This window comes from Microbacterium sp. CCNWLW134 (assembly GCF_037083565.1).
Classification (GTDB): domain Bacteria; phylum Actinomycetota; class Actinomycetes; order Actinomycetales; family Microbacteriaceae; genus Microbacterium.
Map to the genome: position 1 here is coordinate 1821966 of NZ_JBAOJU010000001.1, position 21693 is coordinate 1843658.

A 21693-nucleotide genomic window follows, 5' to 3' on the forward strand; every position below is an offset into this window, starting at 1 on the left:
GACAGGCTACCCGGGGTCGGTGACGGTGGTGGCGAGGCCGGCCTCGGTGACCGAGCGCAGAAGCTGCGACATCCAGTCGGTGCGGGTGCGCTCGACCTCGTCGCTCACCGCGCCCTGCTCCTGCGGGACGTCCTCGGGCGGCAGATCGTTGTCGACCAGGTAGACCACCTCACCGGGGCGCACGTAGTACAGGCGCTCGCGGGCCTCGGTCGTGATGTAGGCCGGATCGCTCCAGCGCTCGCGCTCGGACTCGAGCTCGTCGATCTGCTCTCGCGTGAGCTGCACCGACCGCTCCAGAGCGGCGATCTGCTGCCGCTGATCGAGGTAGGTCCCCATCGTCGGCACGAGCACGAAGGCGGCGAGCACCACCAGGCCCAGCATGATCACCATGAACCCCGAGAGCCGGATGCCGCCGAGCCAGCCGCGCACGTCGACGCGGCCGTCCGCGCGGCGACGCCCCGTTCGCCGGCGTCTGGTCGCCGGGGACGCCGAAGGGGGAGCCGATCGTGCGCTCACGGCTCCCCCTTCGTCGACGATCGGTCGCGCGTCAGCCCCGGTAGCGGGGGAAGGCGGAGCGGCCGGCGAATTCCGCGGCGTCGCCCAGCTCCTCCTCGATGCGCAGAAGCTGATTGTATTTCGCGACGCGCTCGCTGCGAGCGGGCGCGCCGGTCTTGATCTGACCCGCGTTGACGGCCACCGCCAGGTCGGCGATGGTGGTGTCCTCGGTCTCGCCCGAGCGGTGCGAGAGCATCGACGCGTAGCCCGACCGGGTGGCGAGGGCGATGGCGTCGAGCGTCTCGGACAGGGTGCCGATCTGGTTGACCTTCACCAGGAGCGCGTTCGCGACGCCGCGCGAGATGCCGTCGGCGAGGCGGGTGGGGTTGGTGACGAACAGGTCGTCGCCGACCAGCTGCACCTTCGAACCGATCGCGTCGGTCAGGCTCTTCCAGCCGTCCCAGTCGTCCTCGGCCAGCGCGTCCTCGATGGTGACGATCGGGTAGTTGGCCACGAGGTCGGTGAAGTACGAGATGAGCTCGTCGACACTCCACGCCTTGCCCTCGACGGTGTAGACGCCGTCCGAGAAGAACTCGGTCGCCGCCACGTCCAGGCCCACGGCGATGTCGGCGCCGGGAGTGAAGCCGGCCTTCTCGATGGCGCGGATGAGGAAGTCCAGGCCCTCGCGGTTGCTCGGCAGATCGGGCGCGAAGCCTCCCTCGTCGCCGAGGCCCGTGGCGAACCCGGCGCTCTTGAGCTCGCCCTTCAGCACGTGGTAGACCTCCGTACCCCAGCGCAGCGACTCGGCGTACGTGTCTGCGCCGATGGGCGCGAGGAAGAACTCCTGGAAGTCGATGCCGTTGTCGGCGTGCTCGCCACCGTTGATGACGTTGAACAGCGGCACGGGCAGGAGGTGGGCGTTGGGTCCACCCAGATAGCGGAACAGCGGCAGGTCGGCGCTGTCGGCTGCGGCCTTGGCCACCGCGAGGCTGACGCCGAGGATGGCGTTGGCTCCCGTGCGGGATTTGTTCTCGGTGCCATCGGTCTCGATGAGGATCTCGTCGATGATGCGCTGCTCGCTGGCTTCGACGCCCTCGATCGCCGGGCCGAGCTCGTCGATGACGGCGGCGACGGCCTTCAGCACGCCCTTGCCCCCGTAGCGGCTCTTGTCGCCGTCGCGCAGTTCGTACGCCTCGAACGCCCCGGTGGACGCGCCGGAGGGCACGGCCGCGCGCTGCACGATGCCGTCGTCGAGCAGCACCTCCACCTCGACGGTCGGGTTGCCGCGCGAATCCAGGATCTCGCGTGCGCCTACAGCCTCGATTGATGCCACGGGGTGTCTCCTTGCTCGTGGAGGGCGTCCTGCGCCCGATGGAACGGTGGAGCGTCGTCGGTCCGCCCCCGAGTCTAGTGACCCGGGTTCACACCACGACGGCCAGCGCCAAGCCGTCCCATCCCTTGGCGTCGAGGGTCTGCAGGGCGGTGGCGTCGAAGCGCGGGTCATGGCCCAGCATCTCCAGCCCCCGGCGCACACCGTGCACCTGCGGGCTCTCGCTGGCGGGGTTCGCCACCTCCCCCGAGCGCACGACGTTGTCGACGATCACGACGGTGCCGGGGCGCCCGAGTCGAGCCGCCCAGTCGAGGTAGACGGTGTTGGACTCCTTGTCGGCGTCGATGAACACCAGGTCGAACGGCTCGTCGTCGACCAGTGTCGGCAGGACGTCGCAACCCCGTCCCTCCACGATGCGCACCCGGTCCGAGACGCCGGCCCGGGCGAGGTTTCCGCGCGCCACCGCTGCATTGCGGGGCTCGGTCTCCACGGTCACGACCGAGCCGCCCTCCGGCAGGGCGCGGGCCATCCAGATCGCCGAGTAGCCGCCGAGCGTCCCGATCTCCAGAACCCGCCGGGCCCCGGTCGCGCGGACCATGAGATGGAGGAACTTCCCGGTGAGCGGCGCCACCTCGATCGCGGGGAGTCCCGCGGCGCGCTGGTCGGCGACCGCCTCGCGCAGGGCGGCGTCTTCGCCGACGAGGGCGTCGCTGAGATAGCGGTCGACGCGGCTCCACGCGTCGGGAGTGGGCAGGGTCATGTCCCCAGCCAACAAGCGCCGGGGCCCGCGCGTCAAGGACGAGCGCGCCATTCCGTCACGAGCGCGGGCACGAGGGCCTCAGCGGTGCGCCGGTAGCCCAGCGCGCTCGGGTGAAACCTGTCTGCGCTGAACATCGTCTCGGGTTCCCGGGCGAACAGGCGTCCGACCGCCGCGTGCAGCGAGACCGGTCGCGCACCCTCCTGACGTGCGGCGCGGGCCTGCTCGGTGGCGAGCCGACGCGACAGGCGCGAGACGAGCGTGCGCAGCGGCTGTGGCACAGGGCGCAGCGCCCCGAGGTCGGGGCAGGTGCCCACCACCACCCGCGCGCCACGCGCCCGCAGGGCGCGCACCGCGTCGACGAGATGACCGAGGGAGACCTCGGTGGGGACGCGGTGGGTGACGTCGTTGCCGCCGACGATGATGATCGCCAGGTCCGGGCTCAGATCCGACGGCAGGCGTGCGATCTGGGCGGGAAGAGCGGATGACTCCGAACCGACCACCGCGACGGATCGGAGTCGTACCGGGCGCATCACCGCCGCACCCAGGCCTTTGGCAACCCGCGCGCCCAGGGTGTCCTTCGGCCGCTCAGCACCGAGCCCCGCGGCGATGGAGTCACCGAGGACCACGAGATCGATCGGGTCGCCGTGCATGCGACGCCGCCACACCCGGTCGGCGTTCCGCGCGTCTTCACCGAAGGGTTTGCCGATCCGACGCCTCGCGATGGCGGCCTGCCGCCGGATGGCCCGGGGCACCGCCAGGCTCACCGTGACCGCGAGGACGACGGCGACCCCGCCGACAGTGAGCGGCGTGACGGCGTCGGCCCGGCGTGCAGGTCTTCGAGGGGGCGTCATGAGGTCATTGCACGGGCCTTTGGTGAACGAAGAGCGTCGAAGGGGTGTCCACACCGCCCCCCTGTCTTAGTAGGGTTCGGGGCGTGTCCTCCCCTTCCCTCGCCCGACGGCTGGGGCTCGGCGACGCGGTGTTCATCGGGCTCGGCGCGATGCTCGGCGCGGGTGTCTTCTCCGCCTTCTCGCCCGCGGCCCAGGCCGCCGGCGCAGGCCTTCTCATCGGGCTCGTGCTGGCCGGCGTCGTGGCGTACGCCAATGCGACCTCTTCCGCTCAGCTCGCCGCGGTGTACCCGACCTCTGGCGGCACGTACGTCTACGGACGCGCGGAGCTGAACGACTGGTGGGGGTTCCTCGCCGGGTGGGGCTTCGTCATCGGCAAGACGGCCAGCTGCGCGGCGATGGCCCTCACCTTCGCCGCCTACGTCGCCCCCGACGGCTGGGAGCGGCCCCTCGCCGTCGCCGCGGTGGTCGCCCTCGGCGCCGTGAACTGGTTCGGCATCACCCGGACGGCGCAGCTGACCCGCATCATCGTCACCGTCGTCCTGCTCTGCCTCGCGGTGGCGGTGATCGCCGCAACCGCGGGAGCCGCCGCGGCTCCGGTCTCGCCCCCGCTGACGGTGCAGGGGCTCTTCGTCGGCGGCGCGTACGGGATACTCCAGTCCGCGGGTCTGCTGTTCTTCGCCTTCGCCGGGTACGCCCGCATCGCCACCATGGGCGAAGAGGTGCGCGACCCCGCACGGGTCATCCCGCGCGCGATCTCTCTCGCCTTCCTGATCGTCGTGGTCATCTACGCCGTCGTGGCCGTCACGGTCCTGGCCGCGCTCGGCCCCGAGGCGACCGCCGCGGCATCCGATCCCGTGGCAGCGGCGGCAGCGACCGCGGGGTGGGCATGGGTGGATCCGGTCGTGCGGATCGGCGCTGCGGCCGCCGCGCTCGGGGCTCTTCTCGCCCTCATCGCCGGGGTGGGGCGGACGACCCTCGCCATGGCGCGGGAGCGGGACCTGCCGGTCTTCCTCTCGGGAGTGCATCCCCGGTGGCATGTGCCGCACCGCGCCGAGCTGCTGATCGTGCTCGCCGTGGTGCTGCTGGTGTCGACCGTCGACCTGCGCGGCGCGATCGGCTTCTCCTCGTTCGGCGTGCTGACCTATTACCTCGTGGCGAACCTGGCCGCCCACCGCCAGACCGGGACCGCGCGCCGCTACCCGCGCTGGCTGCAGCTGATCGGGGTCGCGGGGTGCCTCATCCTCGCCCTGAGCCTCCCCTGGCAGAGCGTCGTCAGCGGCGCGGCGGTCCTGGCGATCGGTGTGGTCTATCGGATCGTGCGCCTGCGCGCCCGTCGCGCCGGGTGATCATCCCAGAGGCTTGATCTCGAGCTTCCCGGCATCACGGTCGCCGGCGGCCACCGTCGCGAAAGCGGTGAATCCATCGGCGCGGGCACGCTCGAGCAGGGCCTTGAGGTTCTTCGTCCGCTGCTCGAGACGCACGCGCGCGCCGCGATCGACGAGAGCAGACTTCACGGCCAGCAGATCTCCGACAGACGCGTCGCGATCGTGAACCAGCACGACCGCGTCGGCCATGGTCTCGTCAGCGGCAGGAACGAGGTCGACGAGCCGCTCGAATCCGAGCGAGAAGCCGACCGCGGGTACCTCCTGGCCGAGGAATCGCCCGATCATCCCGTCATAGCGGCCCCCGCCGCCCAACGAGTACGACACGGCGGGGTGGGCGAGCTCGAAGATCGTGCCCGTGTAGTACCCCATCCCCCGAACCAGGAACGGATCGAACCGCAGCGGAACCTCACCACTGGCCGCACCCACCCCGCGCGCGGCCGCCACGGCCTCGCCGATGCCCACGAGGTGGGCCACGACGTCGTCGGGCATCCCGTCGGGCAGCGCGGCGCGGATCCCCGACGCGGTGAGGGCATGGTCGGAACCGGCGTCGGACGCGGCCAGACGGGCGAGGTGAGCCGCCACCGCGGTCACCGCGGCCTCGTCGGCCCCACGCTCGCGCAGCTCGACCGTCACGCCCTCGGGGCCGATCTTGTCGAGCTTGTCGAGGGTGATCAGCACCCCGGCGCGCGCGTCGGCGGAGAACCCGAAAGCCTCGAGCATCGCATCCAGCAGCCGACGGTCGTTGATGCGGACCTCGCCGCCCGCCAGTCCCAGCGCATCGAGGGTGTCGAGGGTCGCCGTCACCAGCTCCGACTCGGCACGGGAGGTGGCGTCGCCGATGATGTCGATGTCGCACTGCAGGAACTGCCGGTAGCGGCCCTTCTGCGGACGCTCCGCACGCCACACCGGAGCGATCTGCACGGCCCGGAAGACGCTCGGCAGTTCGGCACGGTGACTGGCGTAGAAGCGCGCCAGTGGCACCGTGAGGTCGTAGCGCAGCCCCAGATCGGTGAGGGATGCGGGGTCGTCGGCGGCCGCGCGGATGGCGTCGGCGTCGAGCCCGCGCTTGAGCACGTTGTAGGCGAGCTTCTCGTTGTCACCGCCGATTCCGGCGTGGAGGCGGTCGTAATCCTCCATCACCGGGGTTTCGATCTCATCGAACCCGTGCACCCGGTAGCGATCGCGGATGGTGCGGAGCACACGCTCGCGGCGGGCCTTGTCAGCGGGGAGGAAATCGCGCATGCCGCGCGGCGGGGTGACGGTGGGCACCGGACCATCCTTCCAGGTCGTCCCCTACGACGCGTCGCGCGGGGTGCCCTCGGCGGAGCGGATCCGATCGCCCAGGTTCCTCAGAGCGCCGCGGAGCGCCCGATCGGCGTCCCACCCCTGCTCCCGCGCACGGGCTGCCAGCGCGAGGAGGGCGTCGCCCAGCTCCGCCTCGGTCGACGGGACCGGGGCGGTCCCCCGCTCCACCGCAGGAGCGGTCAGACCGGGGACTCGCGCCGCCTTACCCAGCATCTTCTGTGCGAGGGCGAGCGCCGGCATCCGCTCCGACACGCCGTCGAGCACGCTCGTCCGCGTGCTCTTCTCCGCTGCCTTCGCGGCGTTCCAATGCACCAGCACCTCCTCCGGTGTCTCAGCGACGGCGTCTGCGAAGACGTGCGGGTGGCGGCGTTCCATCTTCTCGGCGAGCGCCGCGGCGACGTCGTCGATGTCGAACGGGTCGTTCGGATCCTCCGAGGCGATCTCGGCGTGGAAGAGCACCTGCCAGAGGAGGTCGCCGAGCTCCTCGCGCAGCTCCGGACGCGACCCCGCTTCGACCGCGTCGATGAGCTCGGCCGACTCCTCGACGAGATAGGGCACGAGGTCGTCGTGGGTGATCAGACGCGACCAGGCGCATCGCTCACGCACCGCGTGCATCACCTCCGCCGCGCGGCGCAGTCCGTCATCCTCGCTCATGCTCACCTCTCACGCGTCAGGCGATGTCCCCCGTGGTCTGAGCCGGCTCGGGGAGTTCCTCGTCGGCGGTCTCGGGAGACACCCGACGATAGTGGCGGGCGCGCTGGGCGACCAGGATCGCCGCGAGGATGATCGAGACGGCCGATCCGGCGAGCACACCGAGTGTCGCCTCGTCGCGCACGAGCGGGCTGCCTGCGAAGGCGAGCTCGGACAGCAGCAGCGACACGGTGAACCCGATACCGCCCAGCGCCCCGGCGGCCATGAGGTCGAGGAACGACAGCGGCGGCGTGGCGCCGCGGTTCAGCAGTCTCATCGAGATCCAGCTGAAGACCGAGATGCCGATGATCTTGCCCACGGGGAGGGCGACGAGGATGCCCCAGAAGGCGGGAGAGAGCTCGGTGGGCGAGACGGCGGGGATGACGACGAGCGCGGCCGAGAAGGCGAACAGCGGCAGGACGAGTCCGTTCACCCACGGCTCGAGGGCGTGGCGCGTGCGAAGCGCCGGCTGCTGGGCCATCGCGATCCCGAGCGCCACGCCGGCGATCGTGGCATGGACACCCGAGAGGTAGACCAGCACCCAGGTGGCCAGACCGATCGCGATGAGGGTGATGGTGATCGGGATGCGGCCGCGGGTGTCGAGGCGTCGGCTGAGGAAGCCGAAGGCGATCACCAGCAGGGCGGCCACGGCGAGAAGGCCGACGTTGACGTCGGTGGTGAAGAGCACCGCGATGAAGATGATGCCCACGATGTCGTCGAGGATCGCCAGGGCGAGAAGGAAGATCCGGATGCCGGAGGGCAGGCCCTTGCCGAAGACGGCGAGCACACCCAGGGCGAAGGCGATGTCGGTCGCGGTGGGGATCGGCCATCCCTGCGCGGCATCGGAGCGACCGGCGATGAGGACGAAGATGGCGATCGGGACGATGACGCCGCCCGCGGCGGCGATCGCGGGCTGAAGGGCCTTCTTAGCCGAGTTCAACTCACCGCTGGTGAGTTCGTATTGCAGCTCGACCGCGACGACGAAGAAGAAGACCGCCAGCAGGCCGTCCTGGATCCAGTGGCCCACCGACATCTCGAACACGCCGGGGATGCCGAGGTAGGTCTCCTTCAGCGCCTGGGCCGCGGGGCCGAGCGGGGAGTTGGCCACGATGAGCGCCGCCGCAGCGGCGGCGAGGAGCACGATGGCGGGAAATCGGGCAGAGCGCAGCAGGGACACAGGCGGTCCTTTCGTCGGTGTCTGGCGGGTACGCTGACGCGTACGCCGACCAGGCTTCCCGGCACACCGCTGTCGATTCTACCGGGGTCTGCTGTGACATCCCCGTCACACAGCGGCGATACCGTGGGGGCATGCGCGAACTCACCCAGACTGAGGCCATCGACCTCGTCGGTCGCTATGAGGCGGGGCAGGGCATCCCCGAGACCATGAGGGCCAATGTCCGTCTGCTGGGCGCCCTCCTCGGCCAGGTCCTGCGGGAAAGCGGGTCGCCCGGCCTGTTCGACGACGTCGAGCGCCTGCGGATCGCCACCATCCAGGCGTACACCGACGAGACCGACGAAGCCTTCGCCCGCGCCGCCCGGATCGCCGATTCGTTCTCGGTGACCCGGGCGGACGAAGTCGCGCGAGCCTTCACCTGCTACTTCCATCTGGCCAACCTCGTCGAGGAGCACCAGCGCGTGCGGGTCCTGCGCGACCGCGACCGCACCCCCGACGCCGACAGCGACTCGATCCCGGCGGCGTTCCGGCGATTGGCCGACGAGGTGGGCGAGGATGCCGCGACGAGCCGTCTGCAGTCGCTGCGCTTCCACCCCGTGTTCACCGCGCACCCCACCGAAGCGCGCCGACGTGCGGTGTCGACCAGCATCCGCCGGCTCGCCGCCCTCCTCACCGAGCATGAGAGCGCGCCGGAGGGCGGGAGCGCACAGCGACGCGCCCGTCGGCGCATGCTGGAGGAGATCGACACCCTGTGGCGGACCGCACCGCTCCGGCACGAGAAGCCCACGCCCACCGATGAGGTCCGCGCGGTCATGGCCGTCTTCGACGAGACCCTCTACACCGCCATCCCCCACGTCTACCGCCGCGTCGACGACGCGCTCCAGGCCGATCGCGCCGGCAGCGCCGCGCCGCTGGTGCGACCCTTCGTCCGCATCGGATCCTGGGTCGGCGGCGACCGGGACGGGAATCCCTTCGTCACCGCGTCGGTGACCCGCAAAGCGGCCGCCATCGCCAGCGAGCACGTGCTGCGCGGGCTCGAGCGGTCGGCGGACCGCATCGGCCGCACCCTCACCCTCGATGCCGCGACCACTCCCCCGAGCCCCGAGGCCGTCGCGCTGTGGCAGCGGCTGCGCACCGAGGACGAGGAAGCCGCGGCCGAGATCGCAGCACGGTCGCCCCAGGAACCGCATCGCCAGATCCTGCTGATGATCGCCGTCAAGATCGAGGCCACGCGGCTCCGGAACGCCGACCTCGCCTACAGCGATCCCGAAGAGCTGCACCGCCACCTCCGCGTGGTGCAGGACTCCCTCGTCGCCGCGCAGGCGCCGCGGCAGGCCTACGGGCATCTGCAGCAGCTGATCTGGCAGGTGCAGACCTACGGCTTCCACCTCAGCGAACTGGAGGTGCGCCAGCACTCCGCGGTGCACGCCGCCGTCCTGGCCGAGCTCGACGCAGGCGGGGCGCGATCGGAACGGGCCGAGGAGGTGCTCGACGTCTTCCGAGCGGTGCTCTTCCTGCAGGATCGCTACGGCCCCCGCGCCGCGGGGCGCTACATCGTGTCGTTCACCCAGTCCGCCGACGACCTCGCCGCCGTCCATCGACTCGCCCGTCATGCGGCTGGACCCGACGGTCGCGTCCCCGTCCTCGACGTCATTCCGCTCTTCGAGACCTTCGCCGACCTCCAGGCCGCCCCCCGGATCCTCGCTGAGATCGTCGAGCATCCCGAGTTCCGGGCCCGCTTGGAGGCGACGGGCAGGCGCATGGAGGTCATGCTCGGATACTCCGACTCATCCAAGGACGTCGGACCCGTCGCTGCGACCCTCGCCCTGTACCAGGCGCAGGCGCAGATCGCGGCGTGGGCGCAGGAGAACGGCATCGAGCTGACGCTCTTCCACGGTCGCGGCGGCGCCCTCGGGCGCGGCGGCGGGCCGGCGAACTCCGCCATCCTCGCGCAGCCTCCGGGCTCGGTCGACGGACGCTTCAAGCTCACCGAGCAGGGCGAGGTGATCTTCGCGCGCTACGGCGACCCCGCCATCGCGATGCGCCACATCGATCAGGTGGTCGCGGCGATGTTGCTGGCCTCCTCCCCCTCCATCGAGACGCGCAACCACGCCGCCGCAGAACGGTTCGCCGATGTCGCCGCGCGCATGGACGAGGCCTCTCGCGCCCGCTTCTTCGAGCTGGTGAAGGCCCCGGGGTTCGCCCCGTGGTTCGCCCAGGTCACCCCGATGGAGGAGATCGGGCTGCTCGCCCTCGGCTCCCGCCCCGCCCGGCGCGGCCTGTCGGTGGAGTCGCTCGCCGACCTCCGCGCCATCCCCTGGGTGTTCGCGTGGACGCAGGCGCGCATCAACCTGGCGGGCTGGTTCGGGCTCGGCACGGCTCTGCAGGCCGTCGGCGACGAGGAGGTTCTCAGAAGCGCCTACCAGGAGTGGCCGCTGTTCCGAACCCTCATCGACAACGTCGCGATGAGCCTGGCCAAGGCCGACGCGCGCATCGCCCGGCGCTACCTCGACCTCGGCGACCGCGACGATCTCGCCGACCTGGTGATGAGCGAGATGGAGCTCACCCGCGCCTGGGTCGTCACGGTGACCGGGGGCGCGGAGCTTCTAGGCAACAAGCCGGTGCTCCAGCGCGCGGTGAAGATGCGCAGCCCGTACGTCGATGCCCTGTCGCTGCTCCAGCTGCGCGCGCTGCGCTCACTCCGCCAGGATGCCGCGGCGGGCTCCCCCGCCGATCCCGAGCAGCAGCGCCTCCTCCTGCTCTCGGTCAGCGGCGTCGCCGCGGGCCTTCAGAACACCGGCTGATCCGCGGCGGCGGCGGATTCCGCGACCGGCTCGGGCCACAGCTGCGTGAGCAGCTGGTCGACCCAAGCCAGCAGCTCGGCGTCACCCAGCGGGCCGTCCCCGGCGCGCGGGAGGGGCACCACCAGTGCTTCCCCGCCCGCGAGGAGCTTCGCCTTGGGGTGCAGGCGCTGCAATCGCACGCGCATCGAGTCCGGCAGATTCGCCGGCGCGATGCGCAGGTTCGGTCCCATCGCCACGACATCGGTGAGGCCCGCACGCGCGGCCTTTCGCCGCAGGCGCGCGACGGCGACGAGGCCGTCGACCTCGGCGGGCGGCTCGCCGTAGCGGTCGCGCAATTCGTCGATGACCGCGTCGATCGGATCCCGCCCATCGGCCTCGCGCGAGACCGCGGTCGGCGCGGCAGCTGCGGAGAGCTTCTGGTAGGCCTCCAGCCGCAGCCGCTCGCTGTCGATGTAGTCCTCGGGAAGTCGCGCCTGCACGGGCAGCTCGAGCCGCAGCTCGGTGGGGCCCTCGGTGTCCTCACCGCGGAAGGTCGCCACCGCCTCCCCGATCATGCGCAGGTAGAGGTCGAAGCCCACCCCCGCGATGTGACCGGCCTGCTCCGCACCGAGGAGGTTCCCCGCACCGCGCAGCTCGAGGTCCTTCAACGCCACCTGCATGCCGCTGCCGAGGTCGTTGTTGACGGCGATGGTCTCGAGGCGGTCGGCGGCGGTTTCGGACAGCGGCTTGATCTCGTCGTAGAGGAAGTAGGCGTAGGCGCGTTCGCGAGCCCGACCCACCCGCCCGCGCAGCTGATGCAGCTGCGACAGCCCGTACTTGTCGGCCCGGTCGATGATGATCGTGTTGGCGTTGGCGATGTCGAGCCCGGTCTCGATGATGGTCGTGCACACCAGGACATCCGCCCTGCGCTCCCAGAAGTCGTCGACGACCTGCTCGAGCTGATGCTCCCCCATCTGCCCGTGCGCGACCGCCACGCGGGCCTCGGGAACGAGCTCGGCGATGTGGGCGGCCACCCGCTGGATCGAGGACACCCGGTTGTGCACGTAGAACACCTGGCCCTCCCGGAGGAGCTCCCGCCGGATGGCCGCGGTGATCTGCTTGTCGTTGCGGGCTCCGACATAGGTCAGGATCGGATGCCGGTCCTCCGGCGGCGTCGCAAGGGTCGACATCTCGCGGATGCCGGTCACGGCCATCTCGAGCGTGCGCGGGATCGGGGTGGCGCTCATGGCGAGGATGTCGACGTTGGTCTTCAGCTTCTTCAGCGCGTCCTTGTGCTCGACGCCGAACCGCTGCTCCTCGTCGATGATCATGAGCCCGAGGTCTTTGAAGATCACCCGCTCCGTGAGGATGCGGTGGGTGCCGATGACCATGTCGATGGTTCCGTCGGCCAGGCCCGCCACGATCTCCTTCGCCTGCTTGTCGGTCTGGAATCGTGACAGCGCGCGCACCTTCACCGGGAATCCGGCGAAGCGCTCGGTGAACGTCTCGAGGTGCTGCTTGACCAGGAGCGTGGTCGGCACCAGCATCGCGACCTGCTTGCCGTCCTGGATCGCTTTGAAGGCCGCCCGCACCGCCACTTCGGTCTTGCCGAAGCCGACGTCGCCCGACAACAGCCTGTCCATGGGGATGGGCTTTTCCATGTCGGCCTTGATCTCGTCGATCGTCTGCAGCTGGTCCGGCGTCTCAGCGAACGGGAAGGCTTCCTCGAGCTCGCGCTGCCAGGGCGTGTCGGGCCCGAAGGCATGACCTCGCGCCGCCATCCGCGCGGAATAGAGCTTGACCAGCTCCACGGCGATGTCGCGCACGGCCTTGCGCGCCCGCCCTTTGGCCTGCGCCCAGTCGCTGCCGCCCATCTTCGACAGAGTGGGCGCCTCCCCGCCGACGTACTTCGACAGCAGGTCGAGCTGATCGGTGGGGACGAAGAGCTTGTCACCGGGGTAGCCGCGCTTGGAGGGCGCGTACTCGAGCACGAGGTACTCCCGAACGCTCTTGACGGCGTTGCGGCCGCCGCTGGACACCTCTCGCTGGGTGAGCTCGACGAAGCGGCCGATGCCATGGGTGGCGTGGACGACGTAGTCGCCGGCCTTCAGCTGGAGCGGGTCGACGACGTTGCGTCGGCGCGACGCGAGCTTCTTGACCACCCGCGAATCCCCGCCGATGGTGCGGCCGTAGAACTCCGACTCGGTGATCACCGAGAGCTGCGCCTCGGCGATCTCGAACCCGCGCTCGAGCGAACAGGCGACCACCTGGGCGACCCCCGGCTCGGGTGCATCGTCGATGGTCTCCACGCGCCGGGCGGCCAGACCCCTCTCGGCCAGCACATCCCTGGCGCGCTCGACGAGCCCGCCGCCGGAGGCCATGACGACGACCCGCCACCCGGCGCGGAGCCTGTCGGCGACGTGGCTGACCGCACCGTCGACGTTGCCCTGGAAGGAGGGGACGGATGCCGCGGCGACGCGGGTCACGGAGGTCTCACCCGGCTCCAGCAGCCCCTCGGCCGAGGCGTCGGCAGCTCCGGAATCGAAGGAGCTCAGACTCCACCACACGCCCCCGCGCTCGGCGGCGACCTCGCGCAGCCGCGGGAGCGGGACGAAGTCTCCGGCACCGAGGTCGATGGGCGACTCGGCTCCGGAGGTCGCCGCATTCCACGCGGCATCGAGGAACTCGCGGTTGGTGTCGCTGAGGGTGGTGGCGCGTGTCACGGCGCGCTCGGGGTCCACCAGACCGATCGCGGTGCCGCGCGGGAAATAGTCCACGAGAGTGACCAGCTGATCGACCACGGCCGGCATCAGTGATTCCATCCCCTCGACGGGGATGCCTTCGGCCATCTTCTCGAGCATGCCGCGCAGACCCGGGAACTCGTCCTTCAGCTGACGTGCGCGGTCGCGGACGGCCTCGGTGAGGAGCAGCTCGCGACTGGCCAGCAGGCTCACCGCCCTGACCTCGCCCGGCAGGGAGCGCTGATCAGCGACGGAGAACGCGCGGATCTGGTCGACCTCGTCGCCGAAGAACTCCACGCGATAGGGGTGCTCGGCTGTCGGGGGGAAGACATCGAGGATGCCGCCGCGCAGGGCGAATTCGCCGCGCCGCGAGACCATGTCGACGCGGTGATAGGCGCGCTCGACCAGCATCGCCGCCACCTGGCCGAGGTCGTGGCCGCGCTCGCCGACCGCGAGTTCGATCGGGGTCGCCTGGTCCAGTCCTGCGGCCAGCGGCTGCACCGCTCCGCGGACGGAGGCCGTGACGACGAGCGTGTCGTCCGCACGCAGCCGGGCGAGGCGGCCGATGACATCGAGGCGTCGCCCCACGATCTCGGGCGTCGGGCTCAGCCGCTCGTGCGGCAGCGTCTCCCACGCGGGGAAGTGACGCACCTCGGCATCGGGGAGAAGCGCCTGGAGGGCGGGCCCCAAGGTCTCGGCCCGACGACCGGTGGGTGCGATCGCCAGCAGCACAGCGGGCTTGCCCGCTGCGCGACGTCGCTCGAGGAGAGCGGCGAGCAGCGGCGCGTCGACTCCTTCGACCACCGAGTACTCGGCGTCGGTCACGCCGGCGGCCACCGCCTCCCGGAAGGAGTCAGCCTGCTCGAGGGCGCGCACGATCCCGGGAATTGTCACCGGAGAAGTCTACGGTCGCCCGCCGACATCGGCTCCTAGGATGTCAGCGTGAGCACACCCTCCGCGCCCGGTGCACCGACGCCCGGCGGTTACACCCCGCCACCCGGCTATGCACCGCCCACGGGATATCTCCCGCCGACGGGCTTCGCACCAGGATCGGGGTGGGCTCCCTCCCCACCGAAACCCGCGCGAGGCGCCGCTCTGGGGCTGACGGCCTTCCTCGTCTCGCTGGGCGCGGCGGTGCTCGCCCCAGCGGCGGGCGCCATCGGCGGCTATTTCATCGGCGCCGGAACCGGGGAGCGCCTCATGGCCGGCACCCTCGGCACGAACTTCGACTGGTCGCTGTTGAGCCCCGTGCGCGACTGGGTCCTGCTCGCCGAGATCGGTTTCTGGGCCGGCACCGCCCTCGGCATCTGGGCGATCGTCCAGGGCATCGTCGCCATCGCCCGACGTGCCGGGCGCGGCTGGGGCATCGCTGCGGTCGTCGTGGCGGCGCTCGGCCCGATCATCTTCGGGTTGACGCTCCAGGCGGTGATCGTGGCCGGACTCGCGGCGGCCGCGTCGGGCTGACGTCGGCGCGTCAGGCGCGGGGGGCGTGGAAGCGCTGCTGGGCCGCGACCAGCCCGTGTTCGATGACGTCTTCGACCGCATCGGCGGCATCGGAGACAAGCATCGTGAGGGCGTCGCGGTCCCCGGCGGGGAAGGGCTGAAGAACCCAGTCCGCCGCATCCTGCCGTCCCGGTGGACGGCCGATACCCACCCGCACCCGCGCGAAGTCGGCGGATCCGAGCGCCGCGGCGACGTCACGCACGCCGTTGTGCCCGCCATGTCCGCCGCCGGTCTTCAACCGCACGGTGTCGAACGGGATGTCGAGCTCGTCGTGGACGACCACGATGCGCTCCGGCTCGGTCCGGTAGAAGCGAGCCAACTGCGAGACCGGGCCACCCGAGACGTTCATGAACGAGGTGGGCTTGGCGAGGATGAGCTTCGGCCCGCCCGGACGCAGCCAGGTCTCCGCGACGCGGGCATGAGCGCGATGGGCGCGGAAAGAGGCGTCACGCCGGTCGGCCAGCTCGTCGAGGACGAGCTGGCCGACGTTGTGACGTGTGCGTTCGTAGCGGGGCCCCGGGTTGCCGAGCCCCACCACGAGCCACGTGTCCGGCATGGCCGGTGATTACTCGCTGTCGGAGGCCTCGTCGCCCGATGCCTCGCCTTCGCCCTGTTCCGACTCCTCGGCCTGCTCGGCGGCGACCTCGGCGTCGGCCTCGGCGATCTCCTCTTCGGCGATCAGGGTGGACACCGGCACGGCGATCGCCACGACGAGCACATCAGCGTCGGTCAGCAGCGTCGCCCCGCGCGGCAGGGTCAGGTCGGCCGCGGTGATGTGGGTGCCGTCCTCGAGACCCTCGACATCGACCTCGATGGTCTCGGGGATGTGAGTGGCCTCGACCTCGAGCGACACGGTGGCCGAGTCGAGATTCGCCATGGTGCCGGCGAAGGGCTCACCGGTGATGACGACGGGGACGTCGACCTGGACCTTCTCGCCCTTCTTGACCACGAGCAGGTCGATGTGCTCGATGATCTGGTGCACCGGGTCCTTCTGCACGTCCTTGACAAGGGCGAGCTGCGACACGCCGTCGACCTTGAGGTCGAGGACGGCGTTGGCGCGGCGGATCAGCAGTGCGGTCTGGTGGCCCGGGAGGGCGAGGTGCACGGGGTCGGTGCCGTGGCCGTAGAGCACGGCGGGGATCTTGCCGGCGGCGCGGAGGCGGCGGGCGAAGCCCTTGCCGAAGTTCTCGCGGCGCTCGGCTGCGACGGTGGTGTCGGTCTCGGTGGGCATGGTGTTCTCCTCGCAGGCTCTCGCCTGTCGTCTCGGCCCCGGGGGCCTGGGTCTGGGTCTGGGTCGACTCGAACGCGAGCGCGTGAGGAAAACGAGCCTTCACACCCTCGTCGATCACGGATCCGCTCCGCTGCTCGCGCAACCGGGATCCCTCGCCGAAGTCCAGTGGGACAGTCTACCAGCGACCGGGGATAGCATGGGAGACACTGCCATCCCGACGGAGGACACCATGGAATACGGCTTTCTCTCGCACGTGCTGGTCTGGGTCGTCGGCGCGATCACGGCGATCGGCGCGGTGGGCCTGGTCCTGGCGGTCTTCTCCATGGCGCGCACGGCGTACCGCAAGGACTGACCAGGCCCCTTCGCCAGGTCGGGGCGGCGGGAGAGGACCCGATAACCTGAAGCGGTGACCGATCCTTCCCACTCGCCGAAGATCTCCACCGACCGCGACGACCAGCCCGGGTCGACCGAGGAACACGAGGGTGCCCCCGCCCCCCAGGATGTGCCTCGTCCCCGCGCCGAAGCAGGTGTCGCAGCCCCCTCGGACACCGCGGCGAAGGCCAACATCGGCGTGGTCGGCCTGGCGGTCATGGGCTCCAATCTCGCCCGCAATCTCGCCAGCCGGGACGGCAACACCGTGGCGGTGTTCAACCGCAGCCGCGAGAAGACCGATCATCTGCTCGACGCCCATCCCGAGGCCGGATTCGTGGCGACGTTCTCGTACGAGGAGTTCGCCGCCGCTCTGTCCACGCCCCGCACGGCGATCATCATGGTCAAGGCCGGCCGCGGCACCGACGCCGTCATCGACGAGCTCGTCCGCGTCTTCGAGCCGGGCGACATCATCGTCGACGGCGGCAACGCGCTCTTCAGCGACACCATCCGTCGTGAGAAGGCCGTCCGCGAGACCGGCATCAACTTCGTCGGCATGGGTGTGTCCGGCGGTGAAGAGGGAGCTCTGCTCGGTCCGTCGCTCATGCCCGGCGGCTCCGATGAGTCGTGGGTGACGCTGGGCCCGATCCTGCGCTCGATCGCGGCCGTGGCCGAGGGCGAGCCGTGCGTCACGCACGTGGGCCACGACGGTGCGGGTCACTTCGTGAAGATGATCCACAACGGCATCGAGTACGCCGACATGCAGCTGATCGCCGAGGCGTACGACCTCATCCGGCGGGGCACCGGGAAGTCCCCCGCCGAGATCGCCGACGTGTTCGCCGAGTGGAACCGCGGTGAGCTCGAGTCGTACCTCATCGAGATCACCGCCGAGGTGCTCCGACAGAACGACGCCACGACGGCGCGTCCCCTCGTGGATGTGATCCTCGACCAGGCCGGCGCGAAGGGCACCGGCGCGTGGACGGTGCAGACCGCCCTCGATCTCGGCGTTCCCGTGTCGGGGATCGCCGAGGCGGTCTTCGCCCGGTCGCTGTCGTCACACCCCGAGCAGCGGCAGGCGGCCGCCGGACTCCCCGGCCCCGCAGAAGACGCCGTGGGATCCTCCGTCACCGATCCGGACGCCTTCATCGAGCAGGTGCGGCTGGCGCTGTACGCATCGAAGATCGTCGCGTATTCGCAGGGCTTCGACGCCATCCGTGCCGGCGCCGCCCAGTACGGCTGGCAGATCGACCTGGGCGCGGTGTCGCGCATCTGGCGCGGTGGGTGCATCATCCGCGCGCAGTTCCTCAACCGCATCGCCGACGCGTACGCCGAGACCGCGGACCTTCCGGTGCTGCTTGCCGCCCCCTACTTCGTCGAAGCACTGGGCCGCGCCCAGGATTCGTGGCGGCACATCGTCGCGACCGCGGCGACGGCGGGCATCCCCGCGCCCGCGTTCTCGTCGTCCCTGGCGTATTACGACGGCCTGCGCGCCCCCCGGCTCCCCGCGGCGCTCATCCAGGGTCAGCGCGACTTCTTCGGCGCCCACACCTACCGCCGCATCGACCAGGAGGGCACCTTCCACACGCTCTGGTCGGGTGATCGTTCCGAAGTGGCGGCCGAAGACACGCACTGATCGCCTCGCCGCCCGTCGACGATCTAGGGTCGGAGGATGACGCGACGCATCCTCTTCCTCGGCGGTACCGGCATCATCAGCGCGTCCTGCGTGCGCCGGGCGGTGGCACGCGGTGATGACGTCACCGTGGTCAATCGGGGAACGGGGCGACGTGCGCTTCCCCCCGAGGTGCGGACGCTCGCAGCCGACCTGCGCGACCCCGGGGCGGTTCGCGAAGCGTTAGGGGCGGAGGAGTTCGACGTCGTCCTGCAATTCCTGGCATTCACGCCCGAGCACATCCAGGCCGATCTGGACCTGTTCGAGGGACGTGTCGGCCAGTACGTGTTCGTCAGCTCAGCATCGGCCTATCAGAAGCCACCGGCGCGCCTGCCGGTGACCGAGTCCACGCCGCTGCGCAATCCCTTCTGGCAATACTCGCGCGACAAGATCGCCTGCGAAGACCTGCTCGTGGCGGCGTATCGCGAACGCGGCTTCCCGGTCACCATCGTGCGACCGTCGCACACCTACGACGAGCAGCTCCTTCCGACGATGGGGGGATGGACGGACATCGCCCGGATGCGGGCGGGACGACCGGTCGTCGTGCACGGCGACGGGACCAGTCTCTGGACGATCACGCACAGTGACGACGTCGCGGTCGCGATCGTGGGACTGGCGGGGCACAGCGACGCCGTGGGTGAGGCATTCACCGTCACGGGCGATCACGCGCCGAGCTGGAATCGGATCTATGGGTGGCTCGCCGAGGCGGCAGGTGTCACCTCACCCGACCTGGTCCACGTGGCATCCGAGACGATCGCCGCCTTCGCCCCCGCCTTCGGTCCCGGCCTGGTCGGCGACAAGGCGCACTCGATGATCTTCGACAACGCCAAGGTCACCGCTCTCGTGCCGGAGTTCCGCACCACGATCACCTTCGATGAGGGCGCGCGGCAGATCCTGGCCTTCTACGACGCGCACCCCGATCGACAGGAGGTCGACGCGGACCACGATGCGCTGTTCGATCGCATCGCGGCCCACGCCCGGCAGGCGGGGTGAGGCGGGTCACCGGGAGATGTCGGTGACCACCCCCTTTCTCGAGCCGGAGCCGGCGGTGTGCGCGTTTCGCTACCGCGGAATCGTGGGTCACGACAATGAGGGTCAGTCCCTCATCGTTCAGCCGCTGGAGAACACCGAGGATCTCGTCACGCATGCCTTCGTCGAGGTTTCCGGTCGGCTCGTCCGCGAGCAGCACGCGGGGTCGCTTGACGATCGCCCGGGCGATCGCGACACGCTGCTGCTGACCGCCGGAGAGCTCCCCCGGCCGGTGATCGGCGCGCTCGGCCAGGCCGACGCGACTCAGCGCGTCGCCGACGCGCTTCGCTCTCTCGATGGCCGGGAGGCGCAGCGGCTCGAGGGCCATGTCGATGTTCTCGCCGGCCGAGAGGGTGGGGATGAGATTGAAACCCTGGAAGACGAAGCCGATCTCATGCGCCCGGATGCGACTGAGGCGACGGTTGTCGGCCGTGGCGATGTCGAGGGCGCCGAGGCGGACGGAGCCGGCGCTCGGGCGGTCAAGGGCGCCGAGAAGCTGCAGCAGCGTCGATTTCCCTCCACCTGTGGGCCCCTGAATCGTCACGAATTCCCCCGCCTGGATCTCCAGATCGACGCCGACGAGCGCGGTGACCTCGCGGCCTTTCTGCGCGTACGTGCGCGTGACTCCGGTCAGGCGGTAGAGCGTCTCCGGCGTGGCGTCGGCAACATCGCTGTGCACCGCAGGGGGGTTCTGGGTCATGACTGTTTCTCCTGTCTGATGTTCGTTCGGGTGGGATCCTGAGGGGACGGGGTGATCGGACATGGGTCACCCCACCGACCTCAGGGCTTCGGCAGGGCTCAATAGGGCGGCTCGCCATCCCCCGACAGCTCCGGCGAGAAGGCCGCCGAGGATCGCGATGCCGACGGCGGCGAGGATCACCCAGAGCGTGACGGGAGCCTGCAGGACGATGTCGGATGCCGCCGCCGACGCCATCTCGGCGAAGCCCCCGCCGCCCGGACCGCCCGTTCCGCCGACGACCCCGGGGCCGTTCGTCGACGGGGCGGTGCTCGCCGAGGAGACCGTCGGGGCGACGAGATTGACCACGGCGATTCCTGCCAGCCCCAGGGCGACGCCGACCGTTCCGCCGATGAGGCCCTGGATGACCGATTCACCGGCCACCTGACCGACGACCCGGCCGTTCGACCAGCCGAGGGCTTTGAGCGTGCCGAATTCGCGGGTGCGTCGCGACACCCCCGAGATCGTGAAGAGCACGGCCAGCGCGAGGGCGACCGCGAGGACGATGAGCGAGAGCCACGTGCCGAGATCGGTGATGAGCGACGAGGCGCTGGAAAGGGAACCCGACACCGAAGCAGCCAGGTCCGAAGGGGAACTCACGGTGGCGCCGGGGAGCTCGTCCTGCAGTGCCGCCTGCACGGAGCTGACGTCATCGGACGACTCCGCCTGCACGTAGACGGTCGACACGACATCGCCCGCTCCGGAGAGCTCCTGAGCCACGTCGAGCGGGATGTAGACGTCCGCCGCCGTGTCGGCCTCGGCCGAGGTCGATGCGACGATGCCGACGATGTCGAATCCGGTGCCACCGATCTCGATCGCGTCCCCGACGCTGAGCTCTTCGCTCGAGGCGTAGGTCGCGTCGAGAACGGCGACATCCTGGCCGGCGTCGTCGGCGTCGAGAGCACGACCGTCCGTGACCTCGGCGGCGGACACCGGTCCGATCCCCTCGACGCCGGGCTCCAGTCCGAGCACGGTGAAGGAATCCAGATCGAACGAGCCGCCGCCGAATCCGCCGCCGCCACCGCCCTCGGACTGCTGGGGTGGCTGCCCCTGCGTCATGGTGTCATCGGCCGCGTCGCTCGGCGGCTCGGGAAGCTCTCCCGAGAAGGTCATATTCGTCAAGCTGAGAGCGCCTGTCGCCGAGGCGACTCCATCGGTCGACGTCACGGTTTCGACAGCGGCGGCGTCAAGGGTGGAACGGAAGGGCTCGGTCATGAGGCGCGATTGTTCCAGCTGGGTCGTGCCGTCGTCACCGGTCTGTCCGGCATCCTCGCCGAAGTCGAACGCGGTGCCGCCCTGGCCGGGCTCGGCGGCGCTGCCGCTCACCGTGAGGTCTGTGCCGACGCCGTAGACCGACTCGAGCGCCTGAGCCTGAGCGTCTCGCACCCCGGCGGTCAGCGAAGTCACGATCATCACCAGGGCGATCGCCACGGCCAGACCGGTCGCCACGATGATGGTCTGCTTCTTCCGCCCGGCAAGCTCTCGCCGAAGATACGTCGTATACATGGGTCTCCTCTCGCCGGGCTGCGGTACCGGCCGTCGAGGCGACGCTAGGTCCGCCGCCAAAGAGCACCGTTGGCGGCACGTATGGGATTCGTATGCGCCGCTCTCAGCCGGCGCATAGCGGATGCCATAGGAAATC

General features: G+C 70.4%; 17 protein-coding genes and 1 pseudogene. 6 read left to right on the plus strand and 12 right to left on the minus strand.

Going from position 1 to position 21693, the window contains the following annotated elements; genetic code table 11:
• Positions 1 to 6 precede the first annotated feature (6 nt).
• The 4 genes from V6S02_RS08705 to V6S02_RS08720 all read right to left on the minus strand — a co-directional run bounded on the left by V6S02_RS08705 (position 7) and on the right by V6S02_RS08720 (position 3436).
• On the minus strand, positions 7 to 516 hold the full coding sequence (locus V6S02_RS08705; RefSeq protein ID WP_240638601.1) for a septum formation initiator family protein: 510 nt from the start codon (positions 514 to 516) through the stop codon (positions 7 to 9).
• Positions 517 to 547: 31 nt separating this feature from the next.
• A complete protein-coding gene (eno, locus tag V6S02_RS08710; protein WP_336400526.1) occupies positions 548 to 1828 on the minus strand; it encodes a phosphopyruvate hydratase in 1281 nt (426 codons plus the stop codon).
• 88 nt (positions 1829 to 1916) lie between these two features.
• Positions 1917 to 2585 carry an O-methyltransferase gene (locus tag V6S02_RS08715; RefSeq protein WP_336400527.1) on the minus strand — a complete coding sequence of 223 codons (669 nt, stop codon included), beginning with the start codon at positions 2583 to 2585 and terminating at the stop codon, positions 1917 to 1919.
• A 32-nt stretch (positions 2586 to 2617) separates the two neighbouring features.
• On the minus strand, positions 2618 to 3436 hold the full coding sequence (locus V6S02_RS08720) for an SGNH/GDSL hydrolase family protein (protein WP_336400528.1): 819 nt from the start codon (positions 3434 to 3436) through the stop codon (positions 2618 to 2620).
• Positions 3437 to 3519: 83 nt separating this feature from the next.
• On the opposite strand from V6S02_RS08720, the gene V6S02_RS08725 reads away from it, so the two are divergent.
• Positions 3520 to 4782: an APC family permease gene (locus V6S02_RS08725; RefSeq protein WP_124293620.1), complete on the plus strand. Its 1263-nt coding sequence runs from the start codon at positions 3520 to 3522 to the stop codon at positions 4780 to 4782.
• Here V6S02_RS08725 and hisS read toward each other — a convergent pair whose 3' ends face one another.
• Genes hisS through nhaA form a run of 3 tightly spaced genes read right to left on the minus strand, consistent with a single transcriptional unit; the run spans position 4783 to position 7993 of the window.
• Entirely contained in the window at positions 4783 to 6063 is a 1281-nt protein-coding gene (hisS, locus tag V6S02_RS08730; protein ID WP_336400810.1) for a histidine--tRNA ligase, read from the minus strand. It abuts the gene before it with no gap.
• A 51-nt stretch (positions 6064 to 6114) separates the two neighbouring features.
• Positions 6115 to 6780: a MazG family protein gene (locus tag V6S02_RS08735; protein ID WP_336400529.1), complete on the minus strand. Its 666-nt coding sequence runs from the start codon at positions 6778 to 6780 to the stop codon at positions 6115 to 6117.
• Between the two features lie 16 nt (positions 6781 to 6796).
• Entirely contained in the window at positions 6797 to 7993 is a 1197-nt protein-coding gene (gene nhaA / locus V6S02_RS08740) for a Na+/H+ antiporter NhaA (protein ID WP_124293623.1), read from the minus strand.
• 131 nt (positions 7994 to 8124) lie between these two features.
• On the opposite strand from nhaA, the gene V6S02_RS08745 reads away from it, so the two are divergent.
• Positions 8125 to 10794, plus strand: a complete 2670-nt coding sequence (locus tag V6S02_RS08745) for a phosphoenolpyruvate carboxylase (RefSeq protein WP_336400530.1) — start codon at positions 8125 to 8127, stop codon at positions 10792 to 10794.
• On the opposite strand, the gene mfd is transcribed toward V6S02_RS08745, so the two are convergent.
• The gene (mfd, locus tag V6S02_RS08750; RefSeq protein ID WP_336400531.1) at positions 10779 to 14408 is read right to left on the minus strand and encodes a transcription-repair coupling factor; all 3630 of its coding nucleotides are present in this window, start codon (positions 14406 to 14408) and stop codon (positions 10779 to 10781) included. The genes V6S02_RS08745 and mfd overlap by 16 nt on opposite strands.
• Positions 14409 to 14456: 48 nt before the next feature.
• Between mfd and V6S02_RS08755 the strand changes: the two genes are divergently transcribed.
• Positions 14457 to 14978 carry a hypothetical protein gene (locus tag V6S02_RS08755; protein ID WP_124293625.1) on the plus strand — a complete coding sequence of 174 codons (522 nt, stop codon included), beginning with the start codon at positions 14457 to 14459 and terminating at the stop codon, positions 14976 to 14978.
• Between the two features lie 10 nt (positions 14979 to 14988).
• On the opposite strand, the gene pth is transcribed toward V6S02_RS08755, so the two are convergent.
• Both pth and V6S02_RS08765 read right to left on the minus strand, forming a co-directional pair.
• Positions 14989 to 15573 carry an aminoacyl-tRNA hydrolase gene (pth, locus tag V6S02_RS08760; RefSeq protein WP_336400532.1) on the minus strand — a complete coding sequence of 195 codons (585 nt, stop codon included), beginning with the start codon at positions 15571 to 15573 and terminating at the stop codon, positions 14989 to 14991.
• Between the two features lie 9 nt (positions 15574 to 15582).
• Positions 15583 to 16248: a 50S ribosomal protein L25/general stress protein Ctc gene (locus V6S02_RS08765; protein ID WP_336400533.1), complete on the minus strand. Its 666-nt coding sequence runs from the start codon at positions 16246 to 16248 to the stop codon at positions 15583 to 15585.
• 196 nt (positions 16249 to 16444) lie between these two features.
• Between V6S02_RS08765 and V6S02_RS08770 the strand changes: the two genes are divergently transcribed.
• The 3 genes from V6S02_RS08770 (at position 16445) to V6S02_RS08780 (ending at position 19279) form a co-directional block, all read left to right on the plus strand.
• The gene (locus V6S02_RS08770; protein WP_164478098.1) at positions 16445 to 16600 is read left to right on the plus strand and encodes a hypothetical protein; all 156 of its coding nucleotides are present in this window, start codon (positions 16445 to 16447) and stop codon (positions 16598 to 16600) included.
• A gap of 150 nt (positions 16601 to 16750) precedes the next feature.
• Positions 16751 to 18250, plus strand: coding sequence for an NADP-dependent phosphogluconate dehydrogenase (gene gndA, locus V6S02_RS08775; RefSeq protein WP_276310450.1), 1500 nt, complete (start codon positions 16751 to 16753; stop codon positions 18248 to 18250).
• A gap of 36 nt (positions 18251 to 18286) precedes the next feature.
• Entirely contained in the window at positions 18287 to 19279 is a 993-nt protein-coding gene (locus tag V6S02_RS08780; RefSeq protein WP_336400534.1) for an SDR family oxidoreductase, read from the plus strand.
• A 232-nt stretch (positions 19280 to 19511) separates the two neighbouring features.
• Here the strand turns inward: V6S02_RS08780 and V6S02_RS08785 are convergent.
• Both V6S02_RS08785 and V6S02_RS08790 read right to left on the minus strand, forming a co-directional pair.
• Positions 19512 to 20078: pseudogene (locus tag V6S02_RS08785) on the minus strand (ABC transporter ATP-binding protein); the annotation flags it as partial.
• Positions 20079 to 20081: 3 nt separating this feature from the next.
• Positions 20082 to 21557: an ABC transporter permease gene (locus tag V6S02_RS08790; RefSeq protein WP_336400535.1), complete on the minus strand. Its 1476-nt coding sequence runs from the start codon at positions 21555 to 21557 to the stop codon at positions 20082 to 20084.
• Positions 21558 to 21693 lie beyond the last annotated feature (136 nt).

What these genes read in the sequence shown, in the direction of transcription:
- V6S02_RS08745 (WP_336400530.1), top strand. Translation starts at nt 8,125, where the DNA reads ATGCGCGAACTCACCCAGACTGAGGCCATCGACCTCGTCGGTCGCTAT.
- V6S02_RS08715 (WP_336400527.1), bottom strand. Translation starts at nt 2,585, where the DNA reads ATGACCCTGCCCACTCCCGACGCGTGGAGCCGCGTCGACCGCTATCTC.
- V6S02_RS08765 (WP_336400533.1), bottom strand. Translation starts at nt 16,248, where the DNA reads ATGCCCACCGAGACCGACACCACCGTCGCAGCCGAGCGCCGCGAGAAC.
- V6S02_RS08720 (WP_336400528.1), bottom strand. Translation starts at nt 3,436, where the DNA reads ATGACGCCCCCTCGAAGACCTGCACGCCGGGCCGACGCCGTCACGCCG.
- V6S02_RS08735 (WP_336400529.1), bottom strand. Translation starts at nt 6,780, where the DNA reads ATGAGCGAGGATGACGGACTGCGCCGCGCGGCGGAGGTGATGCACGCG.
- V6S02_RS08780 (WP_336400534.1), top strand. Translation starts at nt 18,287, where the DNA reads ATGACGCGACGCATCCTCTTCCTCGGCGGTACCGGCATCATCAGCGCG.
- hisS (WP_336400810.1), bottom strand. Translation starts at nt 6,063, where the DNA reads ATGCGCGATTTCCTCCCCGCTGACAAGGCCCGCCGCGAGCGTGTGCTC.
- pth (WP_336400532.1), bottom strand. Translation starts at nt 15,573, where the DNA reads ATGCCGGACACGTGGCTCGTGGTGGGGCTCGGCAACCCGGGGCCCCGC.
- V6S02_RS08770 (WP_164478098.1), top strand. Translation starts at nt 16,445, where the DNA reads ATGGGAGACACTGCCATCCCGACGGAGGACACCATGGAATACGGCTTT.
- V6S02_RS08790 (WP_336400535.1), bottom strand. Translation starts at nt 21,557, where the DNA reads ATGTATACGACGTATCTTCGGCGAGAGCTTGCCGGGCGGAAGAAGCAG.